Here is a 19,354-nt window from a genome sequence, read left to right on the forward strand (position 1 = left end):
AACTATCGTATGATGAGGTAAATGATATAATAATGTTTGATGCCGAATGTCGCGTAACGCTCCCTTGCGTTTCCCGCATCGAGAATACAGTACGAAGCCATGCCCTTTCCGGTATCGTAAGGAGGAGTGTATGCAAAAACAGGAGTAAGTTTATTCACAGGAAGTTTCATACTTTCATCATCATCGCAGGAAATGGTTCGAAGGGAATAGTCTGCATTTCCTCTGAGTTTTTTTGTCAGACAGATAGTGGGATAATCCATCAGCAGACGGAAGGTATCGGCTTCGAGTTTTCCGGCAAGCGCCACCCTAAAAACACTGTCACCCGGCAGAAACGTTCTATAACGACAAGGGTCATAAAGATATTCAATCGTCTTCCCGTTTACTTCCATCGGTATCCGCTGTTCTTTACATTCCAAATCCGTTGAGTCGGGACGCACTTTCTCACCGTTCTCGTATTCTTCGGTATATAACAAAAATTGTTTGCCGTGCACCAAGGTATCGGTGCACATAAATCCGGTGTACTGAATATTGTTCAATCGATTGAGTAAAGTAAGGTCACGGTTCAGAGAAATAAACCAGATGCTGATACTGTCGTTCTGCGCCATACCGGCGGTAGCAGAGAGCAGTAAAAAGACAATTATGCCATAGATTTGTTTCATGAAAGTTTTATGAATAGACGTAAAACGAGCTTGTCTGGGATTGATCTTTTATGAAGACGTTTTGATAATGCGAAGGAGGCTGTCCAAAAAGTCCTACCGGACTTTGCAGACAGCCTCGATATACGAAAAAGGCCGGATATAAAGCGTTTCGTTACGCTTCTCCGCTCTTATTCGGCCGGTGTTTCGGGTTGTTGCTGTGCAGCATCCGGTTGCGCTGTTCCGAAGTTCGGCGCTACGGCATTGGGATCTACCATCACCGCATCGTTCACCTGCTGCTGAATTTCGGATTGCTGTTGCTGCATCGTCGATTCGCCGTGAGGGATAAACGAGGTAATGAGAATACTCAAGACAACGACGGTGCCGGCCAGCGCCCATGTCGCTTTTTCAAGGAAGTCCGTCGTTTTGCGAACCCCCATGATCTGATTCGACGAAGAAAAGCCAGAAGCCAGTCCGCCTCCCTTTGAGTTTTGCACCAATACAATCAATATCAGAAAAACAGATGCAATAAAAATCAAAATCGATAAAAATACGTACATTATATTTTTTGTTTAGAATGAATAATCAACTTTTCCAAGAATCGGATTTGGTCCGCAAAGTAAATATTTTTTTTCGGATATTTCAAACTTAAACTTCTAATAATCTCCAGCGCTTTCTCATAACGCTTCTGACGAATGTAAACATGAGCCAGTGTTTCAGTAAAATACGAATCATCCAGAGATTCGCGTTCAGGCTCCGGCATCTTCTCCTGCTCCGGTTCTTTCCGATCTGTTTCCCTTCCTTTTTCTACCTGCTCAGGCGTGAGTCTTCCGATCCGTTCGTTTCCGCTTTCGATAAAGGAATCGATCAGCTCCTGATGGCGCAGTTTATTTTTCGGAACAGAGGCATCGGGATCTTTCTCGGTCAGCCAGCGCATATAGTCTAACGAAGCAGACGGTTCAAGGGCGGGTTTCGACGCTTCCGTTTCCGTCTCATCGTCCATCGGGTCGGATAAATATTCATTGACCCGAGCAGTTTGCTTTTGCCCGTCTTCACCTTCGCCCCTTTGGCCGCAGGGTTCTTTGCCGTAACGTGCCCCTTCGAGCCATAGGAAGAGCTGTGTCCTGTCGGGGACACCAATGGCTCTTTTCTTCAGTTCGATATTCAGGCGCAGGTCGTTCGTCACCTGCAGGTTTTTCAGGTAGAGCATCTGAACGGCATGAAAGTAGGGAAAATCTTCCGCAATCTGCTTGAGTTCGGGCAGTGTTTTCTCCGACAACCTGGCCGGTGCATTCATCAGTTGATATAATTCCTCACACGTCATTGTTTACCAATTGGCTACCGTTGCATTATAAATTTGCCCGACCAAATCGTTGATGATCTCCTTACACAATTCATCTTGTACCTGATCGATGGTTTTCGTATTCTCAAAGTCTCGATATGACGAGAAAGACTGTTCAAATCCTTCCTCCGGCTTGACTTGGTTGGCATAGCGCACTCTGACGGTAACCGTCAGACGGGTCAAGGTCGCGAACGACGCTCTTCCGTCAGGCGTATCTTTCACTGCCTGAGGGGTCAACTCATAACCCGTAATTTCGCCTTCCAAGTCGAGTGTTCCGTTTTCACGCAGTACGCTCAACTTGGTCTGCCGTACGTACCGGTCTTTGAGTTCGTCGGTGAATCTTTGAGCCAAAGGCCCGTAGACAAGCGGCGCCATATTGGGAAAATCCTTGATGGATATGGATTTCACCACGGTATAATCGATGGATGTTCCGCTGAATTTGTAAGAGATCGAGCAGGCCTCCGGCATGAGCAGTGCGGCAAACATCAAAAAGCTTACGGTTATTTTCTTAATCCAGCCCATATTCCTTAATTTTACGATAGAGGGTACGTTCCGAGATTTTAAGTTCGGCTGCAGCATTTTTGCGGCGACCGTTATGTTTCTCCAATGCCCTGCGAATCATCTCCTTTTCCACATCATCGAGGGCAAGTAATTCATCCACGGTTTCGACTTCCTGAATGGGAGCCGTATCGATGGGATGAGTCGTATAAGTCGGCGCATCGGGTTGTTCCACGGGCACAGCCATCTGGAGGTTTCCGCCCATAATGTCATGCACGAGCTTTTTCAACTCGTTTACATCCTTCTTCATATCGAATAACACCTGATAGAGAATCTCGCGTTCGGTATGAAAGAGTTTCTGGTCTTCTTTCTGATGCGCCAGCACCGGCAGTTTTTGCATGTCGAGACTGGGGAGATACTGGCGCAGTTCGTCTGCGGTAATCGTACGGTCACGCTCGATGACAGAAATTCGCTCCGTCACATTCTTCAATTCTCTGACGTTCCCCGGCCAACGATAACTCACCAGCAGGCGACGGGCATTTTCTTCAAGCTGAATGGCAGGCATTCGATATTTCTCGGCACAGTCGCTTGCAAATTTACGAAACAGCAGCAAGATATCTTCGGGCCGGTCGCGTAACGGAGGAATAACGATGGGTACGGTGTTGAGCCGGTAATACAAATCTTCACGAAAACGATGTTGCGCAACGGCTTCTGCCAGATTGACATTCGTGGCCGCCACGATGCGTACATCGGTTTTCTGCACCTTCGATGATCCGACCTTGATAAATTCGCCGCTTTCGAGCACACGCAACAAACGCGCCTGAGTGGGAGTAGGCAGCTCGCCGACCTCGTCTAAAAAGATCGTCCCGCCATCGGCCACTTCAAAATATCCTTTCCGGTCGGCCAACGCACCCGTAAACGAGCCTTTTTCGTGCCCGAACAACTCGGAGTCGATCGTTCCTTCGGGGATGGCACCACAATTGACCGCAATGTATTGTCCATGTTTGCGCGGGCTGTTCTGATGAATAATTTGCGGAAAGTTCTCCTTGCCGACCCCGCTCTCGCCGGTAATCAGTACGGAAAGATCGGTGGGCGCTACCTGAAGCGCTACGTCGATCGCCCGGTTGAGCGCCGGACTGTTGCCGATAATCCCAAATCGTTGCTTGATTTGTTGTATGCCTTCTGTCATCATGATGCTGTAATTTTTTCAGTTTGACCTGACAAAATTACCTTATTTCTCTGAGACGGCAAAAAAACATCCGAAAAATTCCTGTACGTAGAGAGCAGGAGAGCCCCAAGACGGATTTATCCTTTCTGACCGTACGTCGTACGATAAAGAAAATCGGCCAAGGCTTTATCATCGGTATAGCTCCGGATCGTTTCCGGTGCTATCGGCTGACCGATATGCACATCGAGCGTCTTACCCCGTTTATTGAATGCTTCGGTAGGTACTCGCAGCAGCCTTATTTTCCAGTTGATCCGCCCTAACCAATAGAAGAATTTCGAGTTTCGGCAATCGAAGTAGACGGGATAGACCGGTACGCCGGCCTTACGTATCAAACGAATCACACTGTGTGTCCACGGGAGGTCAAGTACCTTTCCTTCCCTATTACGGAACGACATGGCGCCGGCCGGGAAGAAGCCCATCGGATGACCATGGTTAAGTCGTTCGAGCGAAGCACGCACGCCATTCACATTCGCCGGATTAGCGGCTGACTGCCCACCGGTCTTCGGTACGACGGCAATGAAATTATCGGCCATCGCCCCGATTTTTTCCAGAATGCCGTTGACCATCACGCAGAAGTCTGTCCGCCGCGAGGCAAAAATATCGATCAGCATGATGCCGTCGAGCGATCCGATGGGGTGATTGGAGACGGTGATGAACGCGCCTTCGGGAAGTGTCTTCAGACGGTCGGAGTGATGAATCCTGTATTTCACATCCATCATCGGATCAGCCAGCATGGCCGACGTAAACTCGGCTCCGCGAAGGTGGCTGTATCGGGCATGAATCGTATTGACTTTGTCAATGTTGAGCCATTTCATCAGTTGCTTGGCCAAAAAAGCCACCCACTTCTTTTTGAAGACGGGCGCCAACCGCTGCAAGTCATCTATGTCGAGTACTGTTTTTTTCATGCCTCCTCTTTCAAGATGGTGGCACACATACGCTCGTGTTTGCGGACGGATACGTAAAGAACCGTATTCAAAACGATGATTTCGTATGCAAAATAAATCCATACTATCCCGCTCCAGTAAAGACTGAGAAGCATCACGGCAAAGAGCACGGTCGTACGGCCGTTGAACGTCATCCAGTCGATGGTTCGTTTCATCAACCAGCGGCTTTGCTTGCGAAAACGCAGGCGGACAGGTTCGGGGATATCGTCTCCGTAACGGGCGTGCAAGGTGTGCAACATCGTCTGCAAAGCAGGGGTTAGTCGTTCCTGCACCCACGTGTATAAGGCGTATAACACGTAGAAGAACTTGTTTACCCGCTTCTTGATAACTTTTCGTTGCGCCTTGACCTGCTCCGTACGCTGAAATTCCTTGCCTTTTTCCTTGCTGACGAAATAGAGGTGAAGCGTCTTGTAATAATCCGTAATACCGGCTTGGAGAAGATGTGACAGTCCGGCCGCGACGGCAGGCACAAAGAACCATCCGGTACCGTAGAGATGTGTGAGTCGCAAGGCGAGCGCCACGTAAATGACGGTAAACCAAATGTCGCCGGCTATGCCGTCGAGGATACGTCCGATCTCGGATTTGATGCCCGTCAGACGCGCCAGTTGCCCGTCTACGCAGTCGAGAATATTGGCAAAAACGAGCAGCAGGATACCAAGTAGCGTATACGTGAAGTTGTTCGTGAAATAGAACAGCCATCCTGCTCCGGCTCCGACGAAGATGGAGAAAAACGTAATCATGTTCGGAGTGATTCCCGTGTGACGGAGCATGCGAGCGATCCGGAAACCTATCGGACGGTAGAAGTACAAATCGATGATATTTTCCGTCTCGATCGATTTCAGCGATGTTTCATATTCTTTCTCATTCATCTTTTATCGATATGCATAGCCGCCGTCTGCAACGACCACCGAGCCATTCATATAATTGTTTTCAATCAACATACGATAGATTTCCGCCACTTCGTCGGGACGGCAGAAACGCCCCATCGCCACTTTCGCCTCAATGTTGCGGCGTATCTCAACCGATTTGTTCTTTTGCCAGTCGGTATCGACAAAGCCGGGTGCTACGGCATTGACTCGGATACCGTACGGCGCAAGGAATTTGACAAGATTCCTCGTCAGGGCATGAACGGCTGATTTGGTCACGCCATAGGATAGCGAGGTGGCATGCGGTTCGATCCCCATCAATGAGCCGGTGAACACGACGGCCGCCCCGCGTTGCATACGCCCCACGATGCGCTGAAGCAAAAACACCGGAAAATGCACATTGGCGAAGAATTGTCGTTCCCACTCGGCAAGATTCATCTCTTCAAACGTCGTGCGATACGTCGTTCCGGCATTCAGCACAAGGGCATCGAGTTTCACGCCCGAATCATTCAGACGATTCTCGATCCGGTCGATCGATTCCTTCTGCGTGATGTCCGCCTGCAGCATATCGACCTTCACCGCATGATCTTTCCGCAACGCGGCGGCGAGGTTCGCGGCGGTTGTTTCGTCGGTGTTATATGTCAGCAGCAAGTCATACCCTGCCTTGGCCAGACATACGGCTATCGCTCTCCCGATCCCTTTTGTCCCACCTGTAATCAGTGCCTGTTTTGCCATTGTTACTTTGCTTTTCTCGATGCCGTTTTCTTCGGAGCGATATTTTCGGCTGCTGCCGGAGCAACTTCCATCGTTTTTACGGAAACAGGTTTTGCCTTTCGTTCATCTTGCAAATGCTTCTCGTACGAGTCGTGAATCGTCTTGCGCAGCGATGACGAGGAGACGCCCGTACCGTAGGGGAAGTAAAAGACCTGCACATCGGCATCTTTCAGATAGTCGTACTTCCCGAACCAATCATCGCCTACCACAAAAGCGTCGATATTGAGTTTCTTGACAATCTCGGTATGATCGAGGGTATGTTGCGGAATGACGATATCGGGTGTTTTGAGCGCTTCGATGATCTGCATGCGTTCGTTAAACGGGATGATAGGAGGCGCCTTATAGGAGGAAACCAACTCGTCGGTACTTACCCCGACAATGAGGATATCGCCCAGACTGCGTGCATAGTTAATCATGCGTAGATGATTGTAATGGAACATGTCGAATGTTCCCGATGTATACACAATCGTTTTATTTTTAAACATAATTCCTTTAGCTTACTGGAAGGGCAAAGATACGGCTTTTTTCCAATTTTCACCATTTATACCTTTTACAATTTATACCCACTTTCACACATATGGTTAATAGTTAATGGTCAGTGGTTAATTGTTAACGGCTTTACCACAACGAATCCCTCCCCTAAAAAACAATCTATTTCTTGAAAAACAAAACACTGTCCCCTCTCTGCTGATTAAGCTAATTTATAAAAATTTAACTTGCAAATATTTACAACACCATCCAATGCAACAGGTTTTCCTTTGATATTTAACCTAATAAGCAGGAATTAAAAACCGTTCATTGTCCACAGATAATAAAAAAGACGATAAAAACACAATAAACATAAATTTATCCTTATTCAACGTCCAAGTTTTCTTTCGTAAGATCGAGTTTGACATTATCGTTTCCTCCCTTGTCAACATATTCTTTCCGAAGTGGGTTGGCAGTCGCTTCCCCATACATCTTCCTGCTGCGATAGATATCTATCGAACAGTAAACAGCGTGCCGGAAAGAGACTTCCGACGCTTCGTTACGGCCTGCGATATCATACGCCGTACCGTGGTCCGGCGATGTACGGACGACAGGCAGCCCGGCCGTAAAATTTACGCCGTTATCCATGGCCAAAGTCTTGAATGGTGCCAATCCCTGGTCATGATACATAGCCAGTACTCCATCAAAATGTCGATACATCTTCGACCCGAAGAAACCGTCGGCCGCATAAGGTCCGAACGACATTACCCCTTCTTTCTCGGCCTCATTGATGGCCGGAATGATAATCGTCTCTTCCTCGCGCCCCAGCAAACCGGCCTCACCGGCGTGCGGATTGAGTGCCAGCACGGCAATGCGCGGACGAACAATGCCGAAATCCTGTTTAAGGGAGGTGTTAAAAAGTACGAGTTTGCGCACAATCGCCTCCTGTGTGAGGCTGTCTTTGATTTCCGTCACCGGTACATGGCCTGTCACCAACGCTACGCGCAAGTCTTCGTTCATCAGCACCATGAGCGAGCGATACCGTCCGTTTTCGCCGAAATACTCTTCGAGGTATTCGGTATGACCGGGAAAGCGGAAACCTTCGCATTGTATGTTGTGTTTGTTGATCGGCGCCGTTACAAGCGTATCGATCGCGCCGCGTTTAAGATCGGCCACCGCGGCCTCAAGGGCTTTGAAGGCGGCCTTGCCTCCGTCGGCGGTCGATTCGCCGGGAGTAGCCGTCAGTTCGGCCGGCATACAATTGATGATATTCAACTTACCTTCTGCGGCGTCTTCGGCCTTTTGAATGACTTTGAAGCCCAACGGCTCAAATCCCAAGACTTTTTGATACGAAAGGGCGATCTTGAGCGAGCCGTATATCACCGGCGTACAAAGTTCCATCATCCGATCTTCGGCAAATGTCTTCAGGATGATCTCATACCCGACGCCGTTGATGTCGCCGTGCGTAATGCCGACCTTAATCATTGGCCCTCCCATTTATCGGCTGTTCTTCGTTTTGCGTTTTTTCATTCATGTCGCCGACCGCATCGAGCGGTTGGTCGAATTCGCCCGGCAGACGCAACGTGTGCAAAGAAGCCTCGAGCCGACGGATATAGTTTCGTTTATCCGTTTCAGGTGCATACACGAATCCTTCAGCTATCACGACACGGTTGTTGGCTTCGTCAAGCCGTGCATAACTGACAAAGGGGCCACCCATCATGTCGCCTTCCATCTTCCATAAACCGCGTAACACACCGCAATACTTGCCTTGCAGTTTTTTGACTTCGTACGAGAGTCCGAAAGGTACCGTCGTCATGTGAGAATTTGGGAACGCACCGGGGATATTCGCGCCGAGGATCGAGTCGCGCATCGCTCTGAGATATTCCTGCGAGAACGTGTTGGCATCGGTATACGGGAACGTATAGACGACCACATCCATGCGACCGGTATTGGCATTGTTCGATGCCCAGTAAAAATCGGTCGTATCTTTATCGGAAGTAATGTCAGAAGGTACGTTGAGCATCACATCAAACTTGGTTTTAACCTTATCCATCACGCGAGAGCTGTATGTCTCCTGCATGACCTGTGCCATGCGTGCCATTTCCACACGGGTAAAATAATCGGTCAGCACCCCTTGATGCAGCTTCAGGTAACCGATGAGCATCGTTTCGTTCGGTGCCGTAAAATATACGACGGTCTGCCCTGAAGCCCAACGGTCCTTTTCGGTACGCAGCGAGAGCCTCGTATATTTCCCTTCATCAATATCGACCATCAGAATGTTGCGGACATACGTCATGAGACCGTTAAAATCGTTCGGTGTGACATACGTGATCCGCATCGCAGGCTCGGCCTGCGGAAGACCGCGTACCGGCTGGCGAAGTTCCTCTTTCAGCACCGTACCCAGCGTATCATTCCAGTTCGAAGGTGTGGCAACGACCACCACTTCGTACGGCATACCGGTTGCCGTCACTACCGACGGGGTTGAATGGCAAGCGCCGAGTAACGCCAGCAAAAGTCCCGCCATGAGAGTTAAAATCGGAGTTTTCATCGTGTATAAAAATTTTGTTTACAAACGTACATAAAAAATTTGATTGTATAACCCGTATGCCCGATAAAATTTCACTTTTCTACAAGCGCTTATCTTTTTTTTCGTCGTTCAAACGGGCGGTCGACAACATCCCGCAGGCCGCGAAAATATCTTCTCCGCGCGAAGCACGAATCGTACAGACGACGCCTTTCGCATTGAGCGCATCGCGAAACTGCTCCATCCGGGCCGGCGTACAACTTTTGAGCGGCACCGAAGGAATGGCATGAAAACGGATCAGGTTCACGCGACATGGAATACCCTTAAGCAATGCCGCCAGCGCCTTAACATGTCCGGGCGTATCGTTCAACCCTTCGAAGAGGATGTATTCGAACGAGACGCGCCGCTGATGTGCAAAATCATATTGTCGCAACAATCCGATCAGGTCGGTGAGCGAGTAAGCCTTTTCGGCCGGCATCAAGGACAGACGTTCTTCGGGGAAAGGCGAATGCAGGCTGACGGCCAGATGACAGGTGCTTTCGTCGAGAAAACGGCGCAGACCTTTGGGCACCCCGACGGTCGATACCGTAATCCGCTTGGGGCTCCAGCCGTAACCGTACGGCTCTGTCAGTATTTCAAGCACGTTGAACAGCTCGTTCGGATTGTCGAACGGCTCACCCATTCCCATAAAGACGACGTTCGTGAGCTTGTCTGACTCGGGTACCGACCGGATCTGATTCAATATCTCGTTCGCCGTCAAGTTGGCCGAAAATCCCTGTTTGCCCGTCATGCAAAACAAGCATCCCATCTTACATCCTACTTGCGACGAGACGCAAAGCGTCGCCCTGTTTTCGGCCGGGATAAAGACCGACTCGACCGCACGTTGTTTACCTGTCGAAAAGAGGTATTTGACCGTCCCGTCTATTGAACGTACCGATTCGGCGGGTGCTGCGGATCCCACCTCGTATGAGGTTTCGAGCAACTGCCGTTTTGCCAGGGAAATATTCGTCATGTCTGCGATCAAGTCGACTCGTTTCCGGTACAACCAGTCAGCCATCTGTCGGGCGGCATAGGCCGGCAAACCAACGCCGACGGCCACCTCGCGCAACTGTGCGAGGGTCATCCCCAGCAAACGTTTTTTCGTTTCCATTGTTTACGCTATAACACGAACGGACAACATATGAGATCACAAGCGTTCATTCATACACATAAAAAAGGTGTACCAAAACATTGCGTTTTGACACACCCTCTTTTGTATGATTCATACCCAAAGGGAGGGGGTTATTCGAAACGAATCCGATTGTCGGAAATTTCCGCTTCCTCCATCAACTTCTGGATAGCGAGGTAGCCGACACGCGGCCCCATCGTTTCTTCTAACGAACGCATCTGCGCCTTTTCATCATAGGCCATGTTTTCTTTCGTACGATTATACACCTTGAAGACGTACACGCCATTACTTCCGGCAAGCGGACCAGTCAGCTCGTTCTGAGCGGCATACGCTACGCCTGCATTCAAGACCGGTTCGATACCGATTCCCGAAATACGCGGCGTATTCATTGTAATGTATTTCACCGTATCGATACGTGAACCCATCGCTTGCGCATAGGCATCAATCGAAGTCAGATTTTTTGCTTTCAGTTCTTTGACAATCTGTTCGCCTTTCTTCTGCGCCAATAGCTCCATCCGAATCATCGGAGCCACCGACTGCATCGATTGATAACCTTCTGCCAGCACATCGCGAAGTATGGCCACTACGTAAGTCGTTCGATATCCGTCGGTATTTGACATTCTCGACTTGCATTCCTTGATGTCTGAAACGATTCCTTTCTTGTCATTCTCGAAAGCCCAGCGAACCACCTGACGGGCATCCTGAATGCCGCCGAGATGGTGCTCTTCGGTCGTTACCGTTACATTCTGAACCAGTTCGTAATTACTTTCCTTCACGGCTTCCGTTATTTTATCGGCCGTATTGTTTTTCGCCACAAAGCTGTTCAGATCGTTGAACACCTGACTGTATGTCTTATTGCTCGGCGCAACGTCCATGTAGACGTAGCCTACCTTGTACTTCGGTACACTGGCTGTACGCTCGGTAACTTTCATCAGATGGTAACCGTTCTGCGTCTTAATCAAGACCGTCTGATTCAGCGGAGCCGAAAAGGCTTCCCGCCGGAATTCGGCACCGATATTGCTTTGAGCAATGGCAGCCTCGGTAAGCCATCCCAAATCTGCTCCCGCTTCGGCCGCACCGAACGACGAATATTTCTTGGCCAGTTCGTCCATGTCAGCTCCGCCTTTGAGGAGCGTCATCAAGCTGTCGGCCAGATGTGTCAATTCGTCCGTTACAACGCCCTGTGATGCCAGGAAAATATCGCTAACTTTCACCGAATCCGGAGCGGTTTTCTTATCGACAAGTTTATAGACACGATAGCTTTCGTCCTTAAAAACAGGACCTTCTACGGTACCGATTTCGGCCGTCGAAACAAAATGCTTCAAATCTTCATCACGCATGTCTTTTTCCGAGACAAAGAAATCCATATACGAATTTCTGGAATATCTCGATACGATATGTTCGATGCTGTCGGTAGCCATCAGTTGCGTCCTAACGTCTTCTATTTCCTTGCTTACCTGTTCATAATCATCCTGACTCGGACGAACATCGACTGCTATATAGTCGAGTACCCTCGCTTCGCTCTGCTTATACTCTTTCTTGCGAAGGTCATACACCTTCCGGATTTCGGAATCGTCTACTTTCACCGTCGAGTCGGGAATGGAAGCATACGACTGCATGGCATATACGATATCCGAACTCTCAAGGGTTCCTTCATACGCATCTTTGGCATCAAGAGGATTGGCTACAATCGCTTTGGACAATAAATTGGTATATTTTTCCTGCATCCGCTGCATCTTCATGCTACGTTCCCAAAACAACCAGAAGTCGCGCATACGCAGCACTTCTTCGCGTTGTGCTTCGGGTACAGCCTCTATGTTTTCAAGCGTTTTGAGTATGCCCAAGGCACGCGCTTTGCTGAACTGCTGCGTCTGAGGGTCGATAAACAAAGGATTCTGCTGAACGATCTGCGGCACATGATCTCCCTGAATCATGTCGAACAATTCGTCCGAAGTCACATCGATACCGATCTTGTCTAACACGTCTTTCATCACAATTTCGTGTACCATCGAGTTATATACGCTCTGACGCAATTGCGTAGTCTGATCTTCCGTAAGACTTTGCAGACCATACTGCATCTTGTATATTTCGGTCATTTCCTCAATACGCTGCTGATAATCCTGATAATCGACCGGGGTGCCGTCGACCGTCACCACCTGACTCTGAGATTGCCGGAAATACGTCGATCCGGAATTCAAAAAGTCCTCTACAATAAATCCGAGTAAAGCAAGCCCCACCACGATAACAAGAAGTGGAGCATGACCTCTAATTTTTTCTAACGTAGCCATTTAATCTGTTTTCTATGTTTCTATTTATGTATCGTTTATTTAGGGGCACAAAGGTACAAAAAAAAAGAAATGACCCAATTATTTCCTTCTTTTTTTATTTTCACGGCAAAGAGGGTGGGTCTGATTGCATCGTATCAGCTCTCGCCTTGTTCGTTTCTAACGGAATCTCCGCCCCAGCGTTGAAAATCCGGTATTGCGTAAGGGTCAGATTAGATTCGAAACCCATGCCGGTGTTCACAAAATCGTTTTTTGTAATGCGGATGAAGTGATCGGAATAAATTTTTTTCCCCTGTTCGTCCCAAAACAAAAGCTCGGTTTCGAACTGCTCACCTTCAAGGTTTTTGACACGCACGTTGCCCGACAGCTTCCAAAGTTCTTTCCGTTTATAGTAATAAGCCGTATCGGCATCGACACTCGCTTCGACCCGAAAGAGCGAGTCAAACTTTTCCAGATGTACTTTCTCCGGGAAGAACCAGTACGGCTCTTCCGCTTCGTCGAACATCAGCCATTCTGCAGTCACGACTTTATACCGGGTAATCCCCGAATCGGATACCATCGTCACGATTTGAGTCGCTTTCATCGTGTAGGAATTATTCGGATCAAACCCGACATCAACGATTTCTTTCTTCTCGCCGCCACACGAAACGAGAGCGCATAAAAAAGGCATAGCAACCACTCCAAAGAGGATTGCTATGCGAGATTTGTTGCTTGAGTGCAGATGCGTCATTCCGCGTTTTTATCTTACCGTCGTCTGTTCACCGATCCAGCCTCCGATCATAAAGCTTTGACCTTTATTGAGGTCAGGATGCATGAATACTTCTTCCGTCGTGGGAAAGTAAGAGCTGTAGGTTGCAATCAGCGACGAAGCCTCACTGGCTACGGAAGGATCAACCGAACGAGCTTTCTGAAACTTATCTACGGCGGCATAATAAACGCATTTTTTCTTCACCGGATCGTCGGGAAAGATGCTGGAGGCCGTCGCAGCATAGGCCTTTCCGATCATAATATACGCCTTTCCGTTATTCGGATTAATGCTCAGCGTCTTGTTGCAGAAATTACGCATTTTCTGATACGACCGCTGTTCAAACGCAATAGCCGCGAGCGTAAAGAATACGTTTTCCTTCATTTCGTTATCGGTTGCCATTTCGGCCGCTTCGTTGAAATAGCGCTCCGCTGCATCGTAGTCTTTCTTTTTCACAGACTGTTTGCCCATGCCCCAGGCTATTTCCGCTGTTTTTTCCTTCTGATAAGCATATTCGGAAGCCGCAAAATAAGCATCGATTTCCTGGCATCCGGCTCTTCTCATGAGCGTAATCGTTTCTTTAAGAAAATCCAGATTATCCTTATTGGCCTCGATCTGATCAGCATAGATATTTTGCAGGGTCTCGCAATCGGCAGCTCCGCTACCCGAAAAGCCTTTTTCCATACCGGCTTTCATGGCCGTCAGATTGTCTACCAGCTTCTGATTGCCAGCAGCCTGCGCCGCCTTAATCTGGCTGTCAAATATAGACGATACCGTCACGAAGTCCTGAACAAATTTCGCTTTGTGACCCGCTTCATCCTTCTCCATCATCTTGTGCGAAGCAAACATATATTGAGACAGCGCCAATTCATCCGTTTTTTCTTTATATTCATCCAAAATCCGACTCAACCATCCGTATACCATCGGGATATCAGCCTGCTCGCCTTTGAGGCGCAGGTAATCCTGCGTTTTACGGGCGGTAATCCAGTCTTTTCCGTATTTACCGTCGTTCCCGAAATATTGGATACGCTTATCGTATACGGCCATCAAGTCGTTGATAAGCGCATCTCTTTTGGTGGCATCTTTTTCCTGCTCGATCTGCCAATTCACGATACGAACCCCATAGAGGTAAATATCTTTGGTCGCAGCCGGACATTCTTCGTAGGCAATCTTCCAGGACGGATAAGCATCCTGATAATTGTTTACCTTGGCATAAGGAACAAACAGACTGATGTTTGTCAGGCAGCGAATGCTGTCTTCACCCGAACCGTATCTTGTTCCGTTATCCACTCCTTTCTGTGCATAGGCACCTGCTACTGCCACCCAGAGACCGGCGACAACTAAAATTCCTTTCATTTTCATCTCTATACTGTTTTTTATGTTCCACAAATCAAAAAACCAAACTCCCCATCAATCTTGTTTAAATTTAAAGAACCAATATTCATTAAAGGTATAGCTGACGGTAAACCGAAGATACTGCTCATTGATCAGCGTTTTACTGTCCGGTATTATTTTGACATACTCGAACGAGGCATTGATAAACGAACGATTGTCCAACATGGGAAAACCTACTCCCAATGTCGCTCCGTATTCCTTATAGCCGCTGCCGTTCACTTTCAGATATGAATTGCCGTAATGCAATCCGGCGCGATAACGGATGCGGTTCAGATACGAACGGGTGAAGTTGTTCGGTATATACTCTCCTCCGAGAGCGACGCGGAGACGATCTTTAAAGTCGTCGCTACGATTGAAAAACTTCGCACCCGACCATTCCTGATAAGAAATATCGGCAGCCAGCATCATTTGATAGTCTCTGGTGTAGGAGAGACCGAAACCGTACGAATGAGGGATATCGAAACCCTGATTGCGCAACGTATCCCCCTCTATCGTTCGCTCAAAATATTCGGAATTGCTGACCACATCGTAGGCTGTCGTCTTCAGGCGACGTTTCGGCGAATAAACCAATCCGAATGTCAACCGGTCTGTTTTCGTCAGCGGATGGGTGTATTGCATCCCCACATCGTATTTCAGATTATGTACGACCAGTTTATTCAACCGATATACCGGAATATTCAGATTCGTTGAACTCTGATGGTTGATATTGCCGAACATATAACTTACGTTCGCTCCGACTGAAAGACGCTTCTTCCATATCTCAATAGACAATCCTCCATACACTTCGTTTAATCCGCCCGTACCGGAAAACACATCTGTATAGCCTTCTTTGCCTTGGCTCGGTGCCATATAATCATATCCGACGGATGAATATGGAAGGATGCCAAAACTCACTGCCAAGCGTTTATGTAATCGGAACTGCATTGCAGCGTATTCAAAGCTTCCGTTCAAATCGTTTTGTTTGCGTTGTCCGTCATCGAACCATGACATTTGCGCCGTGGCTCCCACATCGAAGAGAAACGTGAGCGAGTCCATGCTCGTATACGAAGCGGGATTCATCGGGTTAATCTGTTTCGAAGAGCGCAGCCCGTAGCCTGTCCCTCCCATGGAGCGGCCGGCTCCGAACGAACGGTCGGACAACATGCCATACCCGTAGCGCGTATACGGTGAACGCGTGCCGTTTTGTGCAAACAGCGACATACTTAAGCTGACAAGGATGACAAAAATCAATCCTGATCTACTATTCTTCAACATTATATTTATTATTCGATTTGATCCGATACATATTATATTTGAAGTTGCAAAGATGGAATTTTTCAGGCGTCTTTCAAAATAAAACATGTCACGACCCGTTAAAAAAAATAAAAACAACAGATTCTCTTCGTTTCAATCCATCTTTTTTCGCTGGTATACGCATGATTTTGTAATCATTTCATCAGAATTATACGAAAGACGAAGCGAGGTCGCTATGCGCGGGTTTCTCACACGATGTCTCGATCGGACAGTTTGGCCTACGAATCCTCGCCCTCTGTTTCCGTTAAAAAAACTATCTTTGCAGACTTTATAACGTGATGATACATCACATCAAGTATCCGGAACGAGTCGGGAAGAAATGTTTTTTATCACATGATCACATGGTCACGAACAAAATAAAGAAGAACATGTTAAAAAGAAAACGAAACCTGCATTACGGGAAAGGGCTGCTGGCAGTTTTTTTACTCTCTATCTCCCTTACCATCAACGGACAGGAGGCTGATTCAGGCCACCGAATCCGCATCAGTCTGCTGACATGCTCACCTGGCGGCGAGGAAGCGTACACGCTCTACGGTCACACCGCCATACGCATTCAGGGAACCTCCGAAGAGAAAGGCCCTACCCGCATGTTAGACTATGTATTCAATTACGGTATTTTCGATTTTTCCAAGCCGAATTTTATTTATCGCTTTGCGCGTGGTGAAACGGATTACATACTCGGTGTCATGGACTTCGAAACCTATCTGCACGAATACCGAATGCGCGGCAGCGAGGTGTGCGAACAAGAACTCAACCTTGACTCGACCGAACAGACAGCACTACTCCAAGCACTCACCGTTAACGCACTTCCCGAAAATCGGGTATATCGGTACAATTTTTTCTTCGATAACTGTGCCACTCGTCCGGCCGTGATGATCGAGCAGGCTGTTCGTGGAAAGATCGCCTATGCCGAACGGCCGGACGAAGAGTCATTTCGCGACATGATCAATGATTGCACGCGTAATCACCCATGGATCACGTTTGGCTGTGATCTGGCACTGGGCAGCCCAACCGACCGTACCATGACGCAACGCGAGTCTCTCTTCATCCCGGCACGCCTGAAAGAGGCCTTTGCAGAGGCCTGGATCATCCGCCCCGACGGCTCGAAGCGTCCGCTTGTCTCAGCCACCCGTATCCTGACCGAAGAAGTGGAAAACGCACCGGAAACGACTTTCTTTACCCCACTCGTATGCGGTCTGATTTTTTTTGCTGTCATCGCATTACTAAGCCTTATCGAAACCCGTAAAAAGACTTACTTCCGATGGCTCGATGTCGGGCTCTTCTTCATTGCCGGAGCAGCCGGTTGCGTACTGTTCTTCCTCAGCTTTCTCTCCGTGCATCCCTGCATGTGGCCGAACATCTCGCTCGGCTGGTTGCATCCGCTTCATGGGGTCGGGGCTATCGTGATGGCGGTGAAAAAACTTAACAAAGCCGCATATTGTTACCATTTTATTAACTTTGCAGCGCTTTGCGCAGTGCCGTTCGGATGGATTTTCCTCCCTCAGCACCTGAACATCGCTTTTATTCCGTTGATGCTAAGTTTAATGTTACGCTCCGGAAGATACTTGATAAGAAGAAAGACAAAACATTTCGAATGATAAAATTCATCTCCTCTCTGATTGCAATTCTGGCGGTAGGCAACCTCCAAGCGCAACAGCGTGCCCCGAAGTTCGTTGTGTGCATCACCGTCGATCAGCTGCGCGGCGACTACATCGAATATTTCTACAACACCTTCGGCGAACGCGGATTCAAACGCCTTCTCAACGAAGGAGCCGTATATCACAATGTCCGTTTCGGGTTTAGCAACGTCGATCAGGCAACGGCTTTCGCCACCCTCTTCACCGGTGCCTACCCATGTACGCACGGCATCACCGGCAGTCTACACTACGATTTCGAAAAAGCCAAGGAAGTTTCGCCACTCTATGATCCCGACTTTCTCGGCAATTATACGCGCGACCATTACTCACCCAGGAGGCTGCTGGCGGCAACAATCGGCGACGAGCTGAAAATCGCTTCGAAAGGACGAAGCGAAGTTTACGCCATCGCACCCGATGCCGAAAGTGCGATTCTCTCGGCCGGACATGCGGCCAACGGCGCTTTCTGGCTCGATAACTACAACGGCAAGTGGGCTACCACAACCTACTACAAAGGTGTGCCGTGGTATGTGGAAAAATACAACAACGGAAGCGAATCGCTGCCTGCACGGTTAAGCACGCTCGTATGGCAACCGTCGCTGCCGGTCGGCAAATACGACGCACTGCCTTATGTGCAGGAGAACACTTCGTTTCAGCACACGTTCAAAGCGAATACCGTAGGATGTTATCCTGACCTGAAGACTTCGCCTTACGGCAATAAGGAAGTGAACAGATTAGCGGCTCAGTTCCTCGAATATGGGGCATTCGGAACCCGTCAGACCCCCGATATGCTATCTATCACGTTCTATGCCGGAAATTTTCGTGATATGTCCGGCAAAGAATATAATCGCGAGATTCAAGACACATATCACCAACTAGACAAAGACCTCGAACAATTGCTCGACTTGATCGACAAAAAGGTCGGTCTCTCCCAAACACTCGTCGTGCTTTCGGGCACAGGCTACTTCAAGAACGAGGAAACCCTCCCGGACGAAATGGAACTTGCCGGCGGAGAATTCCACCCTAAACGTTGCATGGCACTGCTGAACATGTATCTGATGGCTATCTACGGTCAGAAAAACTGGATCGACGGATTTTACAACAACCAAGTCTATCTCAACCGTAAAACGATCGAAGACGCCAAAATCGATCCGGCGGAATTTGAAAATAAGGCGGCGGAATTTCTGCGCGAGTTCAGCGGCGTGGAACGTGTCACCACCGATATGGCGCTGCGTTCGGGCACGTGGAACGAGGAAATGGCCGACTTTCATCGCGGGACGTATCACACGGGACGCGGTAATCTGCTGATTTCGCTTCAACCGGGCTGGAGAATCCGCGACGAAGAAAACCCGAACGAAAAACCCCGCATCATCCGGAACAACGCGGTACCGATGCCGGCAATCTTCTTCGGATGCGGCATCAAACCGCAACATATTTACCGCGAAATCAAAGCGACGGAAATCGCTCCGACCGTCACACACGTACTGCGTATCCGTCCGCCGAATGCCTGCGACGAATACCCGCTTCCCGAAATCCGGCAACAGTAAGGGTTCGT

18 protein-coding genes are annotated in these 19,354 nt (G+C 48.7%); 2 read left to right on the forward strand and 16 right to left on the reverse strand.

Annotation, left to right across the window (positions count from 1 at the left end; translation table 11 throughout):
- Positions 1 to 2: 2 nt before the first annotated feature.
- From BFO_RS12465 to BFO_RS12540, 16 genes are all read right to left on the reverse strand, one after another.
- Complete coding sequence (locus tag BFO_RS12465; RefSeq protein WP_014226131.1) at positions 3 to 659, reverse strand: hypothetical protein; 657 nt, start codon at positions 657 to 659, stop codon at positions 3 to 5.
- A gap of 167 nt (positions 660 to 826) precedes the next feature.
- The gene (secG, locus tag BFO_RS12470) at positions 827 to 1,195 is read right to left on the reverse strand and encodes a preprotein translocase subunit SecG (protein ID WP_014226132.1); all 369 of its coding nucleotides are present in this window, start codon (positions 1,193 to 1,195) and stop codon (positions 827 to 829) included.
- Positions 1,195 to 1,959, reverse strand: coding sequence for a hypothetical protein (locus tag BFO_RS12475; protein ID WP_014226133.1), 765 nt, complete (start codon positions 1,957 to 1,959; stop codon positions 1,195 to 1,197). Before BFO_RS12475 ends, secG begins: the two co-directional genes overlap by 1 nt.
- Positions 1,960 to 1,962: 3 nt before the next feature.
- Positions 1,963 to 2,499 carry an LPS assembly lipoprotein LptE gene (lptE, locus tag BFO_RS12480; protein WP_014226134.1) on the reverse strand — a complete coding sequence of 179 codons (537 nt, stop codon included), beginning with the start codon at positions 2,497 to 2,499 and terminating at the stop codon, positions 1,963 to 1,965.
- Positions 2,486 to 3,664 carry a sigma-54 interaction domain-containing protein gene (locus tag BFO_RS12485; RefSeq protein WP_390904608.1) on the reverse strand — a complete coding sequence of 393 codons (1,179 nt, stop codon included), beginning with the start codon at positions 3,662 to 3,664 and terminating at the stop codon, positions 2,486 to 2,488. Before BFO_RS12485 ends, lptE begins: the two co-directional genes overlap by 14 nt.
- 116 nt (positions 3,665 to 3,780) lie before the next feature.
- Positions 3,781 to 4,608, reverse strand: coding sequence for a lysophospholipid acyltransferase family protein (locus tag BFO_RS12490; protein ID WP_014226136.1), 828 nt, complete (start codon positions 4,606 to 4,608; stop codon positions 3,781 to 3,783).
- Positions 4,605 to 5,516 carry a CDP-alcohol phosphatidyltransferase family protein gene (locus BFO_RS12495; protein WP_014226137.1) on the reverse strand — a complete coding sequence of 304 codons (912 nt, stop codon included), beginning with the start codon at positions 5,514 to 5,516 and terminating at the stop codon, positions 4,605 to 4,607. The genes BFO_RS12490 and BFO_RS12495 overlap by 4 nt, the downstream gene beginning before the upstream one ends.
- A 3-nt stretch (positions 5,517 to 5,519) precedes the next feature.
- Positions 5,520 to 6,248, reverse strand: coding sequence for an SDR family NAD(P)-dependent oxidoreductase (locus tag BFO_RS12500; RefSeq protein ID WP_014226138.1), 729 nt, complete (start codon positions 6,246 to 6,248; stop codon positions 5,520 to 5,522).
- Between the two features lie 2 nt (positions 6,249 to 6,250).
- Positions 6,251 to 6,772: an adenylyltransferase/cytidyltransferase family protein gene (locus BFO_RS12505; protein WP_014226139.1), complete on the reverse strand. Its 522-nt coding sequence runs from the start codon at positions 6,770 to 6,772 to the stop codon at positions 6,251 to 6,253.
- A gap of 367 nt (positions 6,773 to 7,139) precedes the next feature.
- Entirely contained in the window at positions 7,140 to 8,252 is a 1,113-nt protein-coding gene (gene pdxA / locus BFO_RS12510; protein ID WP_041590936.1) for a 4-hydroxythreonine-4-phosphate dehydrogenase PdxA, read from the reverse strand.
- Positions 8,233 to 9,303 (reverse strand): DUF4837 family protein, encoded by a 1,071-nt coding sequence (locus BFO_RS12515; RefSeq protein ID WP_014226142.1) that lies wholly within the window; start codon positions 9,301 to 9,303, stop codon positions 8,233 to 8,235. Before BFO_RS12515 ends, pdxA begins: the two co-directional genes overlap by 20 nt.
- A 79-nt stretch (positions 9,304 to 9,382) precedes the next feature.
- The gene (gene rlmN / locus BFO_RS12520) at positions 9,383 to 10,429 is read right to left on the reverse strand and encodes a 23S rRNA (adenine(2503)-C(2))-methyltransferase RlmN (protein WP_014226143.1); all 1,047 of its coding nucleotides are present in this window, start codon (positions 10,427 to 10,429) and stop codon (positions 9,383 to 9,385) included.
- Between the two features lie 131 nt (positions 10,430 to 10,560).
- Positions 10,561 to 12,735: a peptidylprolyl isomerase gene (locus tag BFO_RS12525; protein ID WP_014226144.1), complete on the reverse strand. Its 2,175-nt coding sequence runs from the start codon at positions 12,733 to 12,735 to the stop codon at positions 10,561 to 10,563.
- Between the two features lie 100 nt (positions 12,736 to 12,835).
- Positions 12,836 to 13,462: an LPS export ABC transporter periplasmic protein LptC gene (lptC, locus tag BFO_RS12530; RefSeq protein WP_014226145.1), complete on the reverse strand. Its 627-nt coding sequence runs from the start codon at positions 13,460 to 13,462 to the stop codon at positions 12,836 to 12,838.
- Positions 13,463 to 13,471: 9 nt separating this feature from the next.
- Complete coding sequence (locus tag BFO_RS12535) at positions 13,472 to 14,839, reverse strand: tetratricopeptide repeat protein (protein WP_014226146.1); 1,368 nt, start codon at positions 14,837 to 14,839, stop codon at positions 13,472 to 13,474.
- Between the two features lie 48 nt (positions 14,840 to 14,887).
- Positions 14,888 to 16,126, reverse strand: coding sequence for a membrane protein (locus BFO_RS12540; RefSeq protein ID WP_041591377.1), 1,239 nt, complete (start codon positions 16,124 to 16,126; stop codon positions 14,888 to 14,890).
- A gap of 407 nt (positions 16,127 to 16,533) precedes the next feature.
- On the opposite strand from BFO_RS12540, the gene BFO_RS12545 reads away from it, so the two are divergent.
- Both BFO_RS12545 and BFO_RS12550 read left to right on the forward strand, forming a co-directional pair.
- Positions 16,534 to 17,763, forward strand: coding sequence for a lipoprotein N-acyltransferase Lnb domain-containing protein (locus BFO_RS12545; protein WP_041591378.1), 1,230 nt, complete (start codon positions 16,534 to 16,536; stop codon positions 17,761 to 17,763).
- Positions 17,760 to 19,346 (forward strand): alkaline phosphatase family protein, encoded by a 1,587-nt coding sequence (locus BFO_RS12550; RefSeq protein ID WP_014226149.1) that lies wholly within the window; start codon positions 17,760 to 17,762, stop codon positions 19,344 to 19,346. The genes BFO_RS12545 and BFO_RS12550 overlap by 4 nt, the downstream gene beginning before the upstream one ends.
- Positions 19,347 to 19,354 lie beyond the last annotated feature (8 nt).

It is taken from the genome of Tannerella forsythia 92A2 (genome assembly GCF_000238215.1).
GTDB lineage: Bacteria > Bacteroidota > Bacteroidia > Bacteroidales > Tannerellaceae > Tannerella > Tannerella forsythia.

Excerpts from the sequence above, each read along its gene's own strand:
- BFO_RS12550 (WP_014226149.1), top strand. The coding sequence starts at position 17,760 with ATGATAAAATTCATCTCCTCTCTGATTGCAATTCTGGCGGTAGGCAAC.
- BFO_RS12545 (WP_041591378.1), top strand. The coding sequence starts at position 16,534 with ATGTTAAAAAGAAAACGAAACCTGCATTACGGGAAAGGGCTGCTGGCA.
- BFO_RS12500 (WP_014226138.1), bottom strand. The coding sequence starts at position 6,248 with ATGGCAAAACAGGCACTGATTACAGGTGGGACAAAAGGGATCGGGAGA.
- BFO_RS12515 (WP_014226142.1), bottom strand. The coding sequence starts at position 9,303 with ATGAAAACTCCGATTTTAACTCTCATGGCGGGACTTTTGCTGGCGTTA.
- pdxA (WP_041590936.1), bottom strand. The coding sequence starts at position 8,252 with ATGGGAGGGCCAATGATTAAGGTCGGCATTACGCACGGCGACATCAAC.
- BFO_RS12485 (WP_390904608.1), bottom strand. The coding sequence starts at position 3,664 with ATGACAGAAGGCATACAACAAATCAAGCAACGATTTGGGATTATCGGC.
- lptE (WP_014226134.1), bottom strand. The coding sequence starts at position 2,499 with ATGGGCTGGATTAAGAAAATAACCGTAAGCTTTTTGATGTTTGCCGCA.
- BFO_RS12495 (WP_014226137.1), bottom strand. The coding sequence starts at position 5,516 with ATGAATGAGAAAGAATATGAAACATCGCTGAAATCGATCGAGACGGAA.
- BFO_RS12475 (WP_014226133.1), bottom strand. The coding sequence starts at position 1,959 with ATGACGTGTGAGGAATTATATCAACTGATGAATGCACCGGCCAGGTTG.
- BFO_RS12535 (WP_014226146.1), bottom strand. The coding sequence starts at position 14,839 with ATGAAAATGAAAGGAATTTTAGTTGTCGCCGGTCTCTGGGTGGCAGTA.
- BFO_RS12525 (WP_014226144.1), bottom strand. The coding sequence starts at position 12,735 with ATGGCTACGTTAGAAAAAATTAGAGGTCATGCTCCACTTCTTGTTATC.
- BFO_RS12490 (WP_014226136.1), bottom strand. The coding sequence starts at position 4,608 with ATGAAAAAAACAGTACTCGACATAGATGACTTGCAGCGGTTGGCGCCC.
- lptC (WP_014226145.1), bottom strand. The coding sequence starts at position 13,462 with ATGACGCATCTGCACTCAAGCAACAAATCTCGCATAGCAATCCTCTTT.
- rlmN (WP_014226143.1), bottom strand. The coding sequence starts at position 10,429 with ATGGAAACGAAAAAACGTTTGCTGGGGATGACCCTCGCACAGTTGCGC.
- BFO_RS12465 (WP_014226131.1), bottom strand. The coding sequence starts at position 659 with ATGAAACAAATCTATGGCATAATTGTCTTTTTACTGCTCTCTGCTACC.
- secG (WP_014226132.1), bottom strand. The coding sequence starts at position 1,195 with ATGTACGTATTTTTATCGATTTTGATTTTTATTGCATCTGTTTTTCTG.
- BFO_RS12505 (WP_014226139.1), bottom strand. The coding sequence starts at position 6,772 with ATGTTTAAAAATAAAACGATTGTGTATACATCGGGAACATTCGACATG.
- BFO_RS12540 (WP_041591377.1), bottom strand. The coding sequence starts at position 16,126 with ATGTTGAAGAATAGTAGATCAGGATTGATTTTTGTCATCCTTGTCAGC.